The organism is Rhodococcus sp. JCM 9793 (assembly GCF_055380405.1).
Genome location: NZ_AP043721.1, coordinates 3,035,083 through 3,049,477 on the forward strand (window position 1 = coordinate 3,035,083; position 14,395 = coordinate 3,049,477).

Sequence of the window (14,395 nt, forward strand, 5' to 3'; positions counted from 1 at the left end):
GATCTCGAGCCCCGGGGAGTCGCGGTCGACGCACTGCGAGGGTGACAGGTGCTGTAGGCCCACTCGGTATCGGCGTCGCCACCCTGTGGCTGAGCATCATCGTCCTGCTGCCACTCGCGGCCTTGGCGACCGAGGCCTTCTCGGAAGGACTCGGCGGCTTCTGGGACGCCATCACCGCACCGAACGCTCTGGCGACCCTTCGCATCACGGTGACCGTGTCGATCGTCGTGGCGTTGATCAATGCAGTGATGGGAACGTTGATTGCATGGGTGCTCGTACGCGACGAATTTCCGGGTAAGCGGATCGTCAACGCGCTGATCGACCTGCCGTTCGCGTTGCCCACGATCGTGGCGAGCATCGTCCTGCTCGCGCTGTACGGACCACAGAGCCCGATCGGTATCCAACTCAATGCGACACAACCGGGTCTGGTTGTTGCGCTTGCGTTCGTCACCCTGCCGTTCGTGGTGCGGTCGGTTCAACCCGTCCTGATCGAAGTGGATCGGGAGGTCGAGGAGGCTGCGGCATCACTCGGTGCCGACAACTTCACGATCTTCCGGACCGTGGTGCTGCCGACCCTCGCTCCCGCGATCCTCGGCGGCGTCGGGCTCGCGTTCGCCCGCGCCATCGGGGAGTACGGATCGATCGTGCTGATCGGCGGGAACATTCCCGGCCGGACGCAGGTGGCATCGCAGTACATCCAGCAGCAGATCGAGATCGACCGGCCGGTCAACGCCGCGGCGGTCTCGGTGGCATTGCTGCTCATCGCGTTCGTGGCTCTGTTCGTGCTGCGGCTCGTCGCGAATCGCGGCCGTGTCCGTGAGGAGAACGACGCGTGAAACTTTCTCCGCTTTCGCGCATCTCGCTGCGTGTGATCGCGCTCGGCTACCTGGTGATCCTGCTGCTCGTGCCGATCGGCATCATCCTCTACCGCACCTTCGAGAACGGTGTGATGGCGTTCGTCGACTCGATCACGACGCCCGCGGCGATCTCCGCGCTCAATCTGTCGTTGCTGATCGTTGCGATCGTCGTCCCCGTCAATGTCGTGTTCGGCATCGTCGTTGCGCTCGCGCTGGTGCGCGGACGATTCCCGGGTCGGGGACTTCTGCAGTCCGTCGTGGATCTGCCGTTCGCGGTGTCGCCGATCGTGGTCGGTGTCGCACTGATCATGCTGTGGGGCGCGGGCGGCTGGTTCGGTGGACTCGAATCCTTGGGATTCAGGGTGATCTTCGGACTGCCGGGCATGGTCATCGCGACCATCTTCGTGACCCTGCCGTTCGTGGTGCGTGAGGTCGAACCGGTCCTCTACGAGATCGGGGAGGAACAGGAACAGGCCGCCGCGACACTCGGCGCCGGCACGTGGCAGACGTTCCAGCGGATCACCCTGCCGGCAATCCGCTGGGGATTGACGTACGGCATCGTGCTCACCGTCGCCCGCGCGCTCGGAGAGTTCGGTGCGGTCATCATGGTTTCTTCCGGGTTCCCCGGGGTATCCCAGACCCTCACGTTGCTCGTCCACGCGCGCTACATCGACGACCACAACACCTTCGGCGCGTACAGCGCGGCCACCCTGCTCATGGCCATCGCAGTGGTGGTCCTGCTGCTGATGACTTTGCTCGACCGCAAGAGGAGCACCAAAGCATGATCACGGTTACCGGGGCGTTCAAGAATTACGGCGACTTCTCCGCGCTCGACGACGTCTCACTCGACATTCCGCCCGGCTCGTTGACGGCACTGCTCGGCCCGTCCGGTTCGGGCAAGTCGACGCTGCTGCGGTCGATCGCCGGGCTCGAGTCCCTCGACGGCGGCACCGTCCACATCGCGGGCAACGACGTCACCCACGTGTCGCCGCAGAAACGCGGAATCGGCTTCGTGTTCCAGCATTACGCCGCCTTCAAACACATGACGGTACGGGAGAACGTCGCGTTCGGTCCGAAGATCCGCAAGCTCCCGAAGCAGCAGATCGCGGCGAAGGTCGACGAACTCCTCGAGGTTGTCGGACTCGATGGATTCCAGCATCGGTACCCCGCTCAGCTGTCGGGTGGGCAGCGGCAGCGCATGGCGCTCGCCCGTGCTCTGGCGGTGGACCCCCAGGTGCTTCTGCTCGACGAGCCGTTCGGTGCGCTCGACGCGAAAGTACGTGCCGACCTGCGGACCTGGCTGCGCCGACTCCATGACGAGGTTCACGTGACCACTGTGCTGGTCACGCACGACCAGGAGGAGGCACTGGACGTCGCCGACCGCATTGCCGTGATGAACCGTGGCAGGATCGAACAGGTCGGCACCCCCGAGGATCTCTACGACCGGCCGGAGAACGAGTTCGTGATGTCGTTCCTCGGGAACGTCTCGAAGTTCAACGGCAGGCTCGTACGGCCGCACGACATCAGGCTCGGTCACGAACCCGGACTCGAGATCGCGCGGGCGTCCGGCACGGAAGCTCTCGGTGTCGCCCGCGCCACTGTCGAGCGGGTGGTGCACCTCGGATTCGAAGTGCGCGTCGAGTTGACGAACGCCGCAACCGGCGAGTCGTTCATCGCGCAGATCACGCGCGGCGATGCGCGTGCGCTGGACATGAAGGCCGGCGACACGGTGTACGCGCAGGTCATCGCGGCGCCGGGGGAGCCCGTCGGAGTGAGCGCAGACTAGGCGGAAGGCTCAGCTCCGGCAGATGAGCACCGGGCACATCGAGTGGTGGATCAGATTCTGACTCGTCGATCCGATCAGCGCGGACGCGATGGTGCTGCGGCCGTGACTGCCGACGACCACGAGCTGCGCGTGTGCGGAATGCTCGAGGAGTAGCACGTCGGGTTTGCCGCGCTCGACGCTGTACGAGATGTCCACGTCGGGATGCTTCTCGCGGTGGCCTGCCAGACTCTCCGCGAGTTCCGCGGTCCGGTGCTGCTGGTAGGCCTCCCAGTCGGTGAACCGTGACCCTTCCCCGTAGGTGAGGGTGGACTGCTCGGTCCAGGTGTGCACTGCGGTCAGGGGTGCGCCGACCTTGTCCGCGATCTCGAAGGCGTGGTCGATGGCATTCGTGCTCAAAGAGCTGCCGTCGACCCCGACGACGATGGGTTGGCCATCGAGTTCGGACGGGCCGGGCTCGCCGCGCCACGACACGACCGGACAGCGCGCGTGGTTGGCGGTGTGCACGACATCGGATCGCGCGAACATGGACTGCAACTCGCTCGTCGTCGTGTGGCCGAGCACGATCATGCGTGCGGTGTTCGACAGTTCCACGAGGGTCTGGGCGGGCTTACCCACCTCGATGTGGCGTTCGACGACGACCTCGGGTTGTGCGGCACGTACTGCGGCCTCCGCCGCATCGAGGGCGGCCTCCCCGTCGGTGGCTGTGGCAGTGCCGTTGCTCGACGGTCGCTCCGGGACGACGTGTGTCAGGTGAAGGGGTTCGCCGAGGCGATGCGCGATCGATGCGGCCCAGCGCGCCGCGCCGAGCGCGCTGTCGGAGCCGTCGATCCCCGCCACGATTCCCCGGCCGGTCGATGTTGTGCCCATGGTGGTCTCTCCTTACTCTGCCACCAGTGTGGTACAGACCACATCCGCTCGCCAGCATTCGATGATCTTCGGTGCTCGAGTGGTTACGGCAGGACCCACGTGCACGCGTCCGACGGATCAGTCGCCGACCGCATGCTTCCCGCGCTGCACGATCTTCGGGTCTGCGGCGAACACCACCTGACTGTCCTTGTCGTCGTACTCGAACTGGTTGAGGAAGAAACGCATCGCATTGATGCGGGCGCGCTTCTTGTCGTTGGACTTGATGGTGGTCCACGGTGCGTGGTCGGTGTCGGTGCGGCGGAACATCTCTTCTTTCGCGGCGGTGTACTTGTCCCACTTGTCGATGGATTCGAGGTCCATCTCGGACAGCTTCCAGCGGCGGACCGGGTCGAGCTGGCGAATTGCGAATCGGGTGCGCTGCTCGTTCTGGGTGACGGAGAACCAGAACTTGGTCAGGGAAATCCCTGCGTCGACAATGAGCCGCTCGAACAGCGGCACGTGGTCCATGAACCGTTCGTAGTCGGCGTCGCTGCAGAACCCCATGACACGCTCGACGCCCGCCCGGTTGTACCAGGAGCGGTCGAACATCACGAGTTCACCTGCAGTGGGAAAGTGTTCGATGTAGCGCTGCATGTACCACTGCCCGGCCTCGCGCTCGGACGGTTTGCTCAACGCGACCACACGCGCGTGCCGAACGTTGATGTACTCCTGGAAGCGCTTGATCGTGCCGCCCTTGCCGGCTGCGTCGCGTCCTTCGAACACGATGATGTGCTTCGTCTTGTTCTCCAGTGCCCACGCCTGGAATTTCAGGAGCTCGATCTGCAGGAGATATTTCTCGACTTCGTACGTCGCGCGATCCATCCGCTTCTTGTACGGGTAGTTCTCTCGCCACGTGTCGACGGCGCGACCCCGGGTGTCGATGAGGTCGGGATCCTCACCGTGATCGTCGCGGACCGAATAACCTTCGGTGCGGAGACGGTCGATGTACTGCCGTAGCTCGTTCTGCATGTGTTCTCCTCGCGGATCCCGGTTCCGACGGACGGGGTAGTACCGTTCTAGACCAGAAATGTGAATACCGCGCGAACACAGCAGTGCGGAATCACCGCAGTGTTCGTCGAAGTGTGTTGCGTGCGGCGTGTCAGGCTGCGACGAGGTGTCAGGCTGCGACGAGCGACCGGAACGCGGCGACGGCCGAGACGTAGCGGTCGGCGATCACCCGGCCGACGGCATCGTGATCGGCGAGTGTCACGGCAACGCGCACTTTCGGCAGCAATTCGGCTGCGGCGCACGCGCGGTCCCACAGCAACCCGGGCGCCAGCATCCAGGGTGCGAGCACGAGTGTGCGTGCTCCCGAACGGGAGAGTCTCGTCAATACTGCTTCGACAGACGGCTCGCCGGCCGTCGCGAAGCACGTCCGGCCCAGCGTCCACGCGGTTCCTGCGAGTACACGCGGTATGACCATCCCGGTCGACGAATTCGCACCGACCCGGCGCGAGCCGACCGCGCAGAGTGCGACACCGACGGCGGGATCGTCCGGCGACACACCTGCGGCGACGATGTTGTCGCGGGCAGCCGCAACCAGCAGTTCGTGGTCGCCGAGAATGTCGGAGCACACCACCTCGAGGTGCGGGTTGCGATTTCTGGACTCGGCCAGGAGCGCCGGGAGATCGATGCGCGCGTGGAATGCGCTGCCGAGCAGCAACGGTACGACGACCGCACGTCGGTGTCCGTCGGCCGCGACCGCATCGAGTACCTGCGGAACCGACGGGGTGTTCAGATCGAGGAACGCGAGCCGGACATCCCACTCGGGGTGCCCGGTGCGCAGGACTGCGAGCGCGGCAGCCACGGCCCGCGCCGAGCGCGGGTCACGGCTGCCGTGCGCGACAGCGATCAGCGGGATCATGCGGGGACGCGTTCTCCGAGTTCGATATCCGCGAGACCGTTGCCGACGAGCCCTGCTGCGAGGGTGTTGCCGCCGGCCGGATCGATGAGCAGGAAGCTGCCGGTTCGACGGTTGACCTTGTAGTCGTCGGCCGCGATCGGCTCCGCAACGCGCACTGAAATCCGGGCGATCTCGTTGAGTTCCAACGACTCCGGGTTGGGGACGGACGTCAGGTTCTGCTCGTCGAATCGTTCGTCGATCGCGCTCACGATCGCCTGCGTGGTGCGCGTGCCGTGCTTGAGGAGCAGGCGAGCACCCGGGCGCAACGACTTCTCGGCCAACCAGCACACGGTCGCTTCGAACTCGCCGATCGGCTCGGGCGCACCCGGTGCGGCGATGACATCGCCGCGCGAGACGTCGACGTCATCGGCCAGGATCAGGGTCACCGACCGGCCGGCGTGTGCGATGTCGAGTTCTCCGTCGGCAGTGTCGATGCGCTCGACCGTGGTGCGGATGCCGGACGGCAGAATCACGACCTCGTCGCCGGGCCGGACGGAGCCGGCACCGACCTGTCCTGCATAGCCCCGGTAGTCGGGGTACTCGGCGGTGCGCGGCCGGATCACGTACTGGACGGGGAACCGCAGACCGACGTCGTGTCGGCCGTGCACGTCGGCGTCGACCGGGACCGACTCGAGGTACTCGATGAGGGTCGGGCCGTCGTAGTACGGGGTGTTCTCGGACCGGGTCGCCACGTTGTCGCCGTGCAGCGCCGACACGGGGATCTCCTGCACGTCCTGGGGAGCCCAGCCGAGCGAACGTGTCAGCGCGTTGAACTCGTCCTTGATGTCGGAGAACACCTGCGCCGGGTCCTCGACGAGGTCGATCTTGTTGACCGCGAGGACCAGCTTGGGAACGCCGAGCAGTGCGAGAACCGCAGCGTGCTTACGGGTCTGTTCGATCACGCCTTTGCGGGCGTCGACGAGCAGCACGACAAGCTGTGCCGTGGACGCACCGGACACGGTGTTGCGCGTGTACTGCACATGACCGGGGGTGTCGGCAAGCACGAAGCTGCGCTTCGGCGTGGCGAAGTACCGGTAGGCGACGTCGATGGTGATGCCCTGCTCGCGTTCGGCGCGCAGGCCGTCGACGAGCAGCGACAGGTCGGGGGTATCCAGCCCGCGGTCGACCGATGCACGGGTCACGGCATCGATCTGGTCGGCGAGGACGGACTTGGTGTCGTAGAGCAGCCGACCGACGAGCGTCGACTTGCCGTCGTCGACACTCCCGGCGGTAGCCAGGCGAAGGAGATCGCTCATGATCAGAAATAGCCCTCTCGCTTGCGGTCTTCCATGGCCGCTTCGGATACTCGGTCGTCGCCGCGTGTCGCACCGCGTTCGGTCAGGCGGGATGCCGCAACCTCGGCCAGGATGGCCTCGTTGTCGGCGGCGTCGGAAAGGACCGCGCCGGTGGTGGAGCCGTCGCCGACGGTGCGGTAGCGCACCGACAGGGTCTCCAGCTCTTCGCCGTCCTTCGGGCCTCCCCAGACACCGGGGGTCATCCACATTCCGTCACGCTGGTAGACGGGGCGCTGGTGCGCGTAGTAGATGCTCGCGAGCTCCACGTCCTCACGCGCGATATAACGCCAGATGTCGAGCTCGGTGAAGTTGCTCAGCGGAAAGACTCGTACCTGCTCGCCGGGGGCATGCTTTCCGTTGTACAGGTTCCACAGCTCGGGACGCTGCCGCTTGGGATCCCACTGGCCGAACGAGTTTCGCAGCGAGAAGATCCGCTCCTTGGCGCGTGCCCGCTCTTCGTCGCGGCGTGCACCACCGAATACGGCATCGAACCGGTTCTCGGAGATCGCGTCGAGCAACGGCACGGTCTGCAAGGGGTTGCGGATGCCGTCGGGTCGCTCCGTGAGCCGACCGTCGGCGATGTACTCTTCCACGCTCGCCACGTGCAGCCGCAGGTTGTACTTCTCGACGACATGGTCGCGGAACGCGAGCACCTCGGGAAGGTTGTGACCCGTGTCGACGTGCAGCAGTGCGAACGGCAGCGGGGCAGGCCAGAACGCCTTGATCGCGAGGTGCAGGAGGACTGTCGAGTCCTTGCCGCCGGAGAAGAGGATCACGGGACGTTCGAACTCGCCCGCGACCTCGCGGAAGATGTGGATCGCTTCCGATTCCAGGGCATCGAGCGTGTCGAACTTGCTGCCGTCCAGTGTGTTTCGTTCGGTGAGTGACGTGTCGGTGAGTGTCATGAGGCGTGCAACCCGCATTCGGTCTTGGCTTGGCCGGCCCAGCGTCCGCTGCGCGGGTCGGCTCCGGGAAGTGGCTTGTTCGTGCACGGGGCGCACCCGATCGACGGGTAGCCCTCGTCGACGAGGGGATTGACGAGAATCCCGTGCTCGTCGATGTAGTTCTGCATGTCCTCGTCGGTCCATGCCGCGATCGGGTTGATCTTCACGAGCCCGAACGCCTCGTCGAACGAGATCAGTGGTGCGTTCGCCCTTGTGGGCGATTCGACCCGCCGGATGCCGGTCACCCACGCGCGATAGCCGCTCAGGGTTTCCTTCAGAGGCACCACCTTCCGCAGGCGGCAGCACTCGTTGGGCTCGCGTGCGAAGAGGTCTTTGCCCAGCAGTGCATCCTGCTCGGCCACGCTCTGCTTCGCCGCGGCGTTGATGACGTTGACCCCGTACACCTGCTCAACGGCGTCGCGGGTTCCGAGGGTCTCGGCGAAGTGGTAACCCGTTTCCAGGAACAGGACATCGACGCCGGGGTGAACCTGCGCGGCGAGGTGCACCAACGCACCGTCCTGCATGTTCGACGCCACGATGTACGAGTCGCCGAAGGTCTCCTCGGTCCACCGGAGCAACTCCGAGGCCGACGCCCCTTCGAGGTTTACCGCCCCCTGCGCGGCGAGCTCTCGAAGGTCGTCGGAGGTGTGTATGGATGTGCTCATCGAAGATCCGCCTCGTCTGCGCGTACGGCCCACTCGGCGAACCGCTCGCTCTCGTTCCGGTGCTTGATGAAGTTGCGCACGACACGTTCGATGTAGTCACCGAGTTCGGTGCTGTTCACCTTGTGCTGGCGCAACTTCCGGCCGAAGCCACTGTCGAGTCCCAGGCTGCCGCCCAGATGTACCTGGTAGCCCTCGACCTGATTGCCCTCTCCGTCGTCGACGAGCATGCCCTTGAATCCGATGTCCGCGATCTGCGACCGGCCGCACGAGTTGGGGCAGCCGTTGATGTTGATGGTGATCGGGACGTCGAGCTGGGCATTGATGTCTGCGAGGCGTTCCTCGAGATCCGGCGCGAGCACCTGGGAGCGCTTCCGGGTCTCGACGAACGAGAGCTTGCAGAATTCGATGCCGCTGCACGCCAGCAGGTTCCGGCGCCACACCGACGGGCGTGCATGAAGGCCCAGCGGTTCGAATTCCGCGATGAGCTCCTCGACCTTGTCGTCGGCGACGTCGAGGACGATCAACTTCTGGTGCGGGGTGAAGCGAATCCGGTTCGAGCCGATCCGCTCGACTGCGTCGGCGACCTTCGTCAGGATCGTGCCGGACACGCGGCCCGCGATGGGGGTGAACCCGACGGCGTTGAGGCCGTTGCGCAGCTTCTGCACACCGATGTGATCGATGGGCCGTGCCGGCTGCTCCGGGGCGGGGCCGTCGATGAGTGGCCGCTTCAGGTACTCGGTCTCGAGGACCTCGCGGAACTTCTCGATGCCCCAGTCCTTGATGAGGAACTTCAGGCGGGCCTTGGACCGTAGGCGCCGGTAGCCGTAGTCGCGGAAGACCGCGACGACGCCTTCCCACACGTCTGCAACCTCGTCGAGCGGGATCCATGCGCCTACCCGCTGCGCGAGCATCGGGTTGGTGGACAGGCCTCCGCCGACCCACAGGTCGAATCCGGGGCCGTGCTCGGGGTGGTTCACACCGACGAATGCGACGTCGTTGATCTCGTGCACGACGTCCTGCTGGCCGGAGATCGCAGTCTTGAATTTGCGCGGCAGGTTCGAGTACTCGGGGTTGCCGATGTAGCGACGGACGATCTCGTCGATGGCCGAGGTCCCGTCGACGATCTCGTCGAGGGATTCACCTGCGACCGGCGAACCGAGTACAACGCGCGGGCAGTCGCCGCACGCCTCGGTGGTCTTCAGGCCCACCGATTCGAGGCGGCGCCAGATCTCCGGGACGTTCTCGACCTCGATCCAGTGGTACTGGACGTTCTGCCGGTCGGAGAGGTCGGCTGTGTCGCGGCCGAACTCGGTGGAGATGCCGCCGATGGTCCGCAACTGCTCCACATCGAGTGCGCCACCGTCGCAGCGCACACGCATCATGAAGTACTTCGCCTCGAGCAGATCGAGATTCTCGTCACCGGTGTAAGTGCCGTCGTAGCCCTGTTCACGCTGGGTGTACAGACCCCACCAGCGGAATCGGCCGCGCAAGTCGGACTTGTCGATGCTGTCGAAACCCTGGTGCGCGTAAATGTCCTCGATGCGTCGGCGGACGTTGAGTGGGTTGTCGTCCTTCTTCGCCTGCTCGTTCGCGTTGAGCGGCTCGCGGTATCCGAGTGCCCACTGGCCTTCGGCGCGGCGCTTCGCCGGGCGGCGGCGAGCGGCGGGGGTGTCGGCGGTGGATGCGACGTCGGTGGTCGACGACATGCAGGTCTCCTGGATTCGAAGGACCGGACCGAGGGCGCGAGGGGGCTGACCTCATGCGAACACGCCTCGACCCGGCGGGATCTGGGATTTGCCGGGGTGGTGCCGAACTAGCGACAGGCGGCGCAGGGCAGACAGATAGACGCGCAGACACGCTTGAGGTCGACGTGGCGTCGCGCCACGAGTCGCACTCCGAGTCCGGTCATGACGACCATTGTGCCACGTCACGGGATGGATTCCGAAACCAGGAGGGTATTTCCACCCAAAATGAGGGAAATGTCGAGGTAGGCGAGCTGCGCGTGGTGGGCGCCCGCCGGATCTCTGGAACACTGGGGGCGTGAGTGAGACGAAAACCGGCAGTGAGCTCGGTGCAGCACACGGGTTCGAACTACCGGCGACAGCACTCGACGGAGTCGGCAGTCGGCCGTTCGGGGTGTACGTGCATGTGCCGTTCTGTGCGACCCGGTGCGGTTACTGCGACTTCAACACCTACACGGCCGGAGAGCTCGGCTCCGCGGCATCGCCCGAGTCGTGGCTCGAAGGGCTCCGCCGCGAACTCGACGCCGCCGCCGAGATGCTCGATCGCGGAGGGCGTGGTGCTCCCGCTGCAGAGACCGTGTTCGTCGGCGGCGGCACGCCGTCGCTGCTCGGAGCCGCCGGCCTGTCCGACGTGCTGACTGCCGTCCGCTCGTCGTTCGGGCTCGCGCCCGGCGCCGAGGTGACCACCGAATCGAACCCCGAGTCGACCTCACCCGAGTTCTTCGCGCATATTCGCGACGCCGGGTACACCCGGATTTCGCTCGGCATGCAGTCGGCGGCCTCCCATGTTCTCGCGGTGCTCGACCGCACCCACACTCCGGGCCGGCCGGTCGCCGCGGCCCGCGAGGCGCGCGAGGCCGGTTTCGATCACGTGAACCTCGACCTCATCTACGGCACACCCGGTGAGACCGACACCGACCTCGACGCGTCGCTCGATGCAGTGCTCGACGCCGGTGTCGATCACGTCTCCGCGTACGCCCTGATCGTCGAGGACGGTACTGCGCTGGCCCGGCGGGTGCGTCGAGGTGAGTTACCGGCGCCCGACGACGATGTGCTCGCATCCAGGTACGAGCGAATCGACCAGCGACTGAACGAGGCCGGTCTCACATGGTACGAAGTGTCCAACTGGGCACGTGCAGAAGATCTTTCGGCTCGATGTGGCCACAATCTCGGGTATTGGGACGGTGGCGACTGGTGGGGCGCCGGGCCTGGCGCACACAGTCACGTCGGTGGAGTGCGCTGGTGGAACGTCAAGCACCCCGCGCGGTACGCGGGCGTTCTCGCCGACGGGCAACTACCGGTTGCGGGCAGCGAGACGCTGACCGCCGAGGACATCCACACCGAATCGGTGATGCTCACTGTGCGGCTGCGGACCGGCCTGCCGCTGGCGGAACTGGACGCCGGTGAGCGCGCGGCGGCCGCGACAGTGGTCGATGACGGACTCGCCGTCGTGGCCGACGATCACCTGATCCTCACCGACCGTGGCCGGTTGCTCGCCGACGCCGTGGTGCGGACCATCCTGCTCGGATCCGGCTAGAGGAACCGAGGTTCGCCGAGAATCTCGGGACCGGCCGGATCGGTCGCTTCGGGTGATGCGGCAGCGGAGAGTGGCGCAAGTGCGTCGTAGTCGAAGACTCGGGCATGGAGCACCGGCCGGTTGCGCAGCGCGGACTGTACGGCCCGGTGCAGGCCGTCCTCGAGATACAGCACCCCTTTCCACTGCACAGCGTGGGGAAACAGGTCGCCGTAGAACGTCGAGTCCTCCGACAACAGTCGATCGAGTTCGAGAACCTTCGTGGTCGTGACGATCTCGTCGAGGCGGATCTGACGCGGAGGGATCCTCGACCAGTCGCGCAGCGACAGTCCGTGATCGGGATACGGCTTTCCGTCCCGGACACCCTTGAAGATCATGCGCCCACAGTACGCACGGGGTGGCGGATGGATCTGCTCGGCTCCGACACCATTAGACTGGGCGGGTACGGCACATGGTGCACCCGGGCTACGCGCGCGAGGTGCACTTGTTCGGGCATGCACGTGGTGGAACGGAGGTGGGCAGATGTCGAGCACCGAGGAACGGAGATTCCAGGTTCTGCGGGCGATCGTGGCGGACTACGTGTCCACCAAGGAACCGATCGGATCGAAGACGCTCGTCGACCGTCACAACCTGGGTGTATCGAGCGCCACGGTCCGCAACGACATGGCGGTCCTCGAAGCCGAGGGATACATCACCCAGACACACACCAGCTCGGGACGGGTACCCACCGACAAGGGCTACCGGCAGTTCGTCGATCGGATCTCCGAGGTCAAGCCCCTGTCGGCGGCCGAGCGCCGCGCGATCCTGCAATTCCTCGAATCCGGCGTCGACCTCGACGACGTGCTGCGCCGCGGGGTCCGACTGCTCGCACAACTGACCCGGCAGGTCGCCGTGGTGCAGTACCCGACCCTGTCGTCGTCGTCCGTACGACACCTCGAAGTGGTCGCCCTGACCCCGGCACGTCTGCTGCTCGTACTCATCACGGACTCCGGGCGCGTCGACCAGCGGATCGTCGAACTCGGCGACCTCCTCGAAGACGACGATCTCGTGCGGCTGCGCGATCTGCTCGGCAGCGCGCTCAGCGGCAAACGGCTCGCCGCCGCGTCGATCGCGGTGTCCGAACTCGCCGAGGACGCACCGGAAGACCTGCGTGACGCTCTCATCCGCTGCGCCACCGTGCTGGTGGAGACCCTCGTCGAGCACCCCGAGGACCGACTCGTGCTCGGTGGCACAGTCAACCTGACCCGCAACGCCGCCGACTTCGAGGGCCAACCCGGCATGCCGGGTTCGTTGCGTACCGTCCTCGAGGCCCTCGAGGAGCAGGTGGTGGTCCTCAAGCTTCTCGCGGCCAGTCAGGACGCCGGCCGGGTCACCGTCCGAATCGGCGAGGAGACCCAGGTCGCCGAGATGCGCAGCACCTCCGTGGTGTCCACCGGATACGGTGCGGCGGGCACGGTGTTCGGTGGGCTCGGGGTACTCGGCCCCACCCGGATGGATTACCCGGGAACCATCGCGTCGGTCGCAACCGTTGCGAGATATATCGGTGAGGTGCTCGGCGAGCGCTGAGCATCCAATTTCGTGTAGATGAAGTAAGGACGAGAACCAAACGTGGACTACTACGGGACGCTCGGTGTGTCCAAGGATGCGACCGACCAGGAGATCAAGCGGGCGTATCGCAAACTGGCGCGCGAGCATCATCCTGACGTCAACCCGGACGAGTCGGCGCAGAAGCGATTCCAAGAGATCTCTGCCGCCTACGAGGTCCTCTCCGACCCGGAGAAACGCCGCATCGTCGATCTCGGAGGCGACCCGCTCGCTTCGGGTGGCGGTGCCGGAGCCGGCGGATTCGGCGGCGCGGGCTTCGGTGGCCTCGGAGACGTGTTCGAGGCGTTCTTCGGTGGTGGCGGGGGAGGCGGATCTCGCGGCCCCCGCGGCCGCGTCCAGCCGGGTGCCGACTCGCTGCTACGCACCCGCCTGACACTGGACGAATGCGCGCGGGGAGTCACGAAGAGCGTGACCGTCGACACCGCGATCCTGTGCGATTCGTGCACCGGTTCCGGTACCCACGGCGATTCCAAGCCCGTCCGATGCGAGACGTGTGGCGGTGCCGGTGAAGTGCAGTCGGTCCAGCGTTCGTTCCTCGGTCAGGTCATGACCTCCCGGCCGTGCCCCACGTGTCGTGGGGCCGGCGAGACCATCCCCGACCCCTGCCACAAGTGCGGCGGCGACGGGCGGGTGCGGGCACGCCGCGAGATCACGGTGAAGATCCCCGCAGGCGTCGGCAACGGAATGCGCATCCGCCTCGCGGCGCAGGGTGAGGTCGGCCCGGGCGGCGGCCCGGCCGGCGACTTGTACGTCGAGGTCCAAGAGCAGCAGCACGACATCTTCGTCCGTGACGGCGACGACCTGCACTGCACCATCCGCGTGCCGATGGTCGACGCGGCGCTGGGAACTTCGGTCGGCCTCGAGACGATCCTCGACGGGTCCATCGACATCACCATCGACGCCGGAACCCAGCCAGGCTCGGTGTCGGTGATCCGCGGGCACGGAATGCCGAAACTGCGCTCGGGCGCGCGCGGCGACCTCCACGCGCACCTCGAAGTGGTGGTGCCGAACAAGCTCGATCACAAGCAGACCAAGCTGCTCGACGAATACCGCACGATGAGCGATCGGGACCGCGTCGAGGTCGTATCGAAGTCGTCTCAGCATTCGTCGGGCCTGTTCTCGCGTCTGCGCGACGCGTTCAACGTCCGCTAGGCAACC

14 protein-coding genes are annotated in these 14,395 nt (G+C 65.9%); 6 read left to right on the forward strand and 8 right to left on the reverse strand.

Features of this window, described 5'->3' with window-relative positions; translation table 11 throughout:
* The first annotated feature begins 41 nt into the window (after positions 1 to 41).
* From cysT to ACZ46K_RS16090, 3 genes are read left to right on the forward strand one after another with little or no spacing between them, the layout of a single operon-like run.
* Positions 42 to 836, forward strand: coding sequence for a sulfate ABC transporter permease subunit CysT (gene cysT / locus ACZ46K_RS16080; protein WP_464749203.1), 795 nt, complete (start codon positions 42 to 44; stop codon positions 834 to 836).
* Positions 833 to 1,642 (forward strand): sulfate ABC transporter permease subunit CysW, encoded by an 810-nt coding sequence (gene cysW / locus ACZ46K_RS16085; RefSeq protein WP_054806033.1) that lies wholly within the window; start codon positions 833 to 835, stop codon positions 1,640 to 1,642. The genes cysT and cysW overlap by 4 nt, the downstream gene beginning before the upstream one ends.
* A complete protein-coding gene (locus ACZ46K_RS16090; RefSeq protein ID WP_054806034.1) occupies positions 1,639 to 2,643 on the forward strand; it encodes a sulfate/molybdate ABC transporter ATP-binding protein in 1,005 nt (334 codons plus the stop codon). The genes cysW and ACZ46K_RS16090 overlap by 4 nt, the downstream gene beginning before the upstream one ends.
* Before the next feature lie 9 nt (positions 2,644 to 2,652).
* Here ACZ46K_RS16090 and ACZ46K_RS16095 read toward each other — a convergent pair whose 3' ends face one another.
* From ACZ46K_RS16095 to ACZ46K_RS16125, 7 genes are all read right to left on the reverse strand, one after another.
* Positions 2,653 to 3,510, reverse strand: coding sequence for a universal stress protein (locus ACZ46K_RS16095; RefSeq protein ID WP_464749204.1), 858 nt, complete (start codon positions 3,508 to 3,510; stop codon positions 2,653 to 2,655).
* Between the two features lie 117 nt (positions 3,511 to 3,627).
* Positions 3,628 to 4,518, reverse strand: a complete 891-nt coding sequence (gene ppk2 / locus ACZ46K_RS16100) for a polyphosphate kinase 2 (RefSeq protein WP_054806035.1) — start codon at positions 4,516 to 4,518, stop codon at positions 3,628 to 3,630.
* Positions 4,519 to 4,666: 148 nt separating this feature from the next.
* Positions 4,667 to 5,413, reverse strand: coding sequence for a sirohydrochlorin chelatase (locus ACZ46K_RS16105; RefSeq protein ID WP_464749205.1), 747 nt, complete (start codon positions 5,411 to 5,413; stop codon positions 4,667 to 4,669).
* Positions 5,410 to 6,708: a sulfate adenylyltransferase subunit 1 gene (locus tag ACZ46K_RS16110; RefSeq protein WP_054807439.1), complete on the reverse strand. Its 1,299-nt coding sequence runs from the start codon at positions 6,706 to 6,708 to the stop codon at positions 5,410 to 5,412. The genes ACZ46K_RS16105 and ACZ46K_RS16110 overlap by 4 nt, the downstream gene beginning before the upstream one ends.
* A gap of 2 nt (positions 6,709 to 6,710) precedes the next feature.
* Positions 6,711 to 7,652: a sulfate adenylyltransferase subunit CysD gene (gene cysD, locus ACZ46K_RS16115; RefSeq protein ID WP_054807440.1), complete on the reverse strand. Its 942-nt coding sequence runs from the start codon at positions 7,650 to 7,652 to the stop codon at positions 6,711 to 6,713.
* A complete protein-coding gene (locus ACZ46K_RS16120) occupies positions 7,649 to 8,356 on the reverse strand; it encodes a phosphoadenylyl-sulfate reductase (protein ID WP_464749206.1) in 708 nt (235 codons plus the stop codon). The genes cysD and ACZ46K_RS16120 overlap by 4 nt, the downstream gene beginning before the upstream one ends.
* Positions 8,353 to 10,062 carry a nitrite/sulfite reductase gene (locus tag ACZ46K_RS16125; protein WP_054807442.1) on the reverse strand — a complete coding sequence of 570 codons (1,710 nt, stop codon included), beginning with the start codon at positions 10,060 to 10,062 and terminating at the stop codon, positions 8,353 to 8,355. The genes ACZ46K_RS16120 and ACZ46K_RS16125 overlap by 4 nt, the downstream gene beginning before the upstream one ends.
* Before the next feature lie 334 nt (positions 10,063 to 10,396).
* Between ACZ46K_RS16125 and hemW the strand changes: the two genes are divergently transcribed.
* A complete protein-coding gene (gene hemW, locus ACZ46K_RS16130; protein WP_464749207.1) occupies positions 10,397 to 11,635 on the forward strand; it encodes a radical SAM family heme chaperone HemW in 1,239 nt (412 codons plus the stop codon).
* Here the strand turns inward: hemW and ACZ46K_RS16135 are convergent.
* Complete coding sequence (locus ACZ46K_RS16135; RefSeq protein ID WP_054807861.1) at positions 11,632 to 12,009, reverse strand: type II toxin-antitoxin system VapB family antitoxin; 378 nt, start codon at positions 12,007 to 12,009, stop codon at positions 11,632 to 11,634. The two genes, hemW and ACZ46K_RS16135, sit on opposite strands and share 4 nt — an antisense overlap.
* A 145-nt stretch (positions 12,010 to 12,154) precedes the next feature.
* Here ACZ46K_RS16135 and hrcA point away from each other — a divergent pair, with 145 nt between their 5' ends.
* Both hrcA and dnaJ read left to right on the forward strand, forming a co-directional pair.
* On the forward strand, positions 12,155 to 13,198 hold the full coding sequence (hrcA, locus tag ACZ46K_RS16140) for a heat-inducible transcriptional repressor HrcA (RefSeq protein ID WP_464749208.1): 1,044 nt from the start codon (positions 12,155 to 12,157) through the stop codon (positions 13,196 to 13,198).
* 42 nt (positions 13,199 to 13,240) lie between these two features.
* Positions 13,241 to 14,389, forward strand: coding sequence for a molecular chaperone DnaJ (gene dnaJ / locus ACZ46K_RS16145; RefSeq protein WP_464749209.1), 1,149 nt, complete (start codon positions 13,241 to 13,243; stop codon positions 14,387 to 14,389).
* The last annotated feature ends 6 nt before the right edge of the window (positions 14,390 to 14,395 follow it).

What these genes read in the sequence shown, in the direction of transcription:
- ACZ46K_RS16090 (WP_054806034.1), top strand. Translation starts at nt 1,639, where the DNA reads ATGATCACGGTTACCGGGGCGTTCAAGAATTACGGCGACTTCTCCGCG.
- ACZ46K_RS16095 (WP_464749204.1), bottom strand. Translation starts at nt 3,510, where the DNA reads ATGGGCACAACATCGACCGGCCGGGGAATCGTGGCGGGGATCGACGGC.
- ppk2 (WP_054806035.1), bottom strand. Translation starts at nt 4,518, where the DNA reads ATGCAGAACGAGCTACGGCAGTACATCGACCGTCTCCGCACCGAAGGT.
- ACZ46K_RS16105 (WP_464749205.1), bottom strand. Translation starts at nt 5,413, where the DNA reads ATGATCCCGCTGATCGCTGTCGCGCACGGCAGCCGTGACCCGCGCTCG.
- ACZ46K_RS16110 (WP_054807439.1), bottom strand. Translation starts at nt 6,708, where the DNA reads ATGAGCGATCTCCTTCGCCTGGCTACCGCCGGGAGTGTCGACGACGGC.
- cysD (WP_054807440.1), bottom strand. Translation starts at nt 7,652, where the DNA reads ATGACACTCACCGACACGTCACTCACCGAACGAAACACACTGGACGGC.
- ACZ46K_RS16120 (WP_464749206.1), bottom strand. Translation starts at nt 8,356, where the DNA reads ATGAGCACATCCATACACACCTCCGACGACCTTCGAGAGCTCGCCGCG.
- ACZ46K_RS16125 (WP_054807442.1), bottom strand. Translation starts at nt 10,062, where the DNA reads ATGTCGTCGACCACCGACGTCGCATCCACCGCCGACACCCCCGCCGCT.
- ACZ46K_RS16135 (WP_054807861.1), bottom strand. Translation starts at nt 12,009, where the DNA reads ATGATCTTCAAGGGTGTCCGGGACGGAAAGCCGTATCCCGATCACGGA.
- hrcA (WP_464749208.1), top strand. Translation starts at nt 12,155, where the DNA reads ATGTCGAGCACCGAGGAACGGAGATTCCAGGTTCTGCGGGCGATCGTG.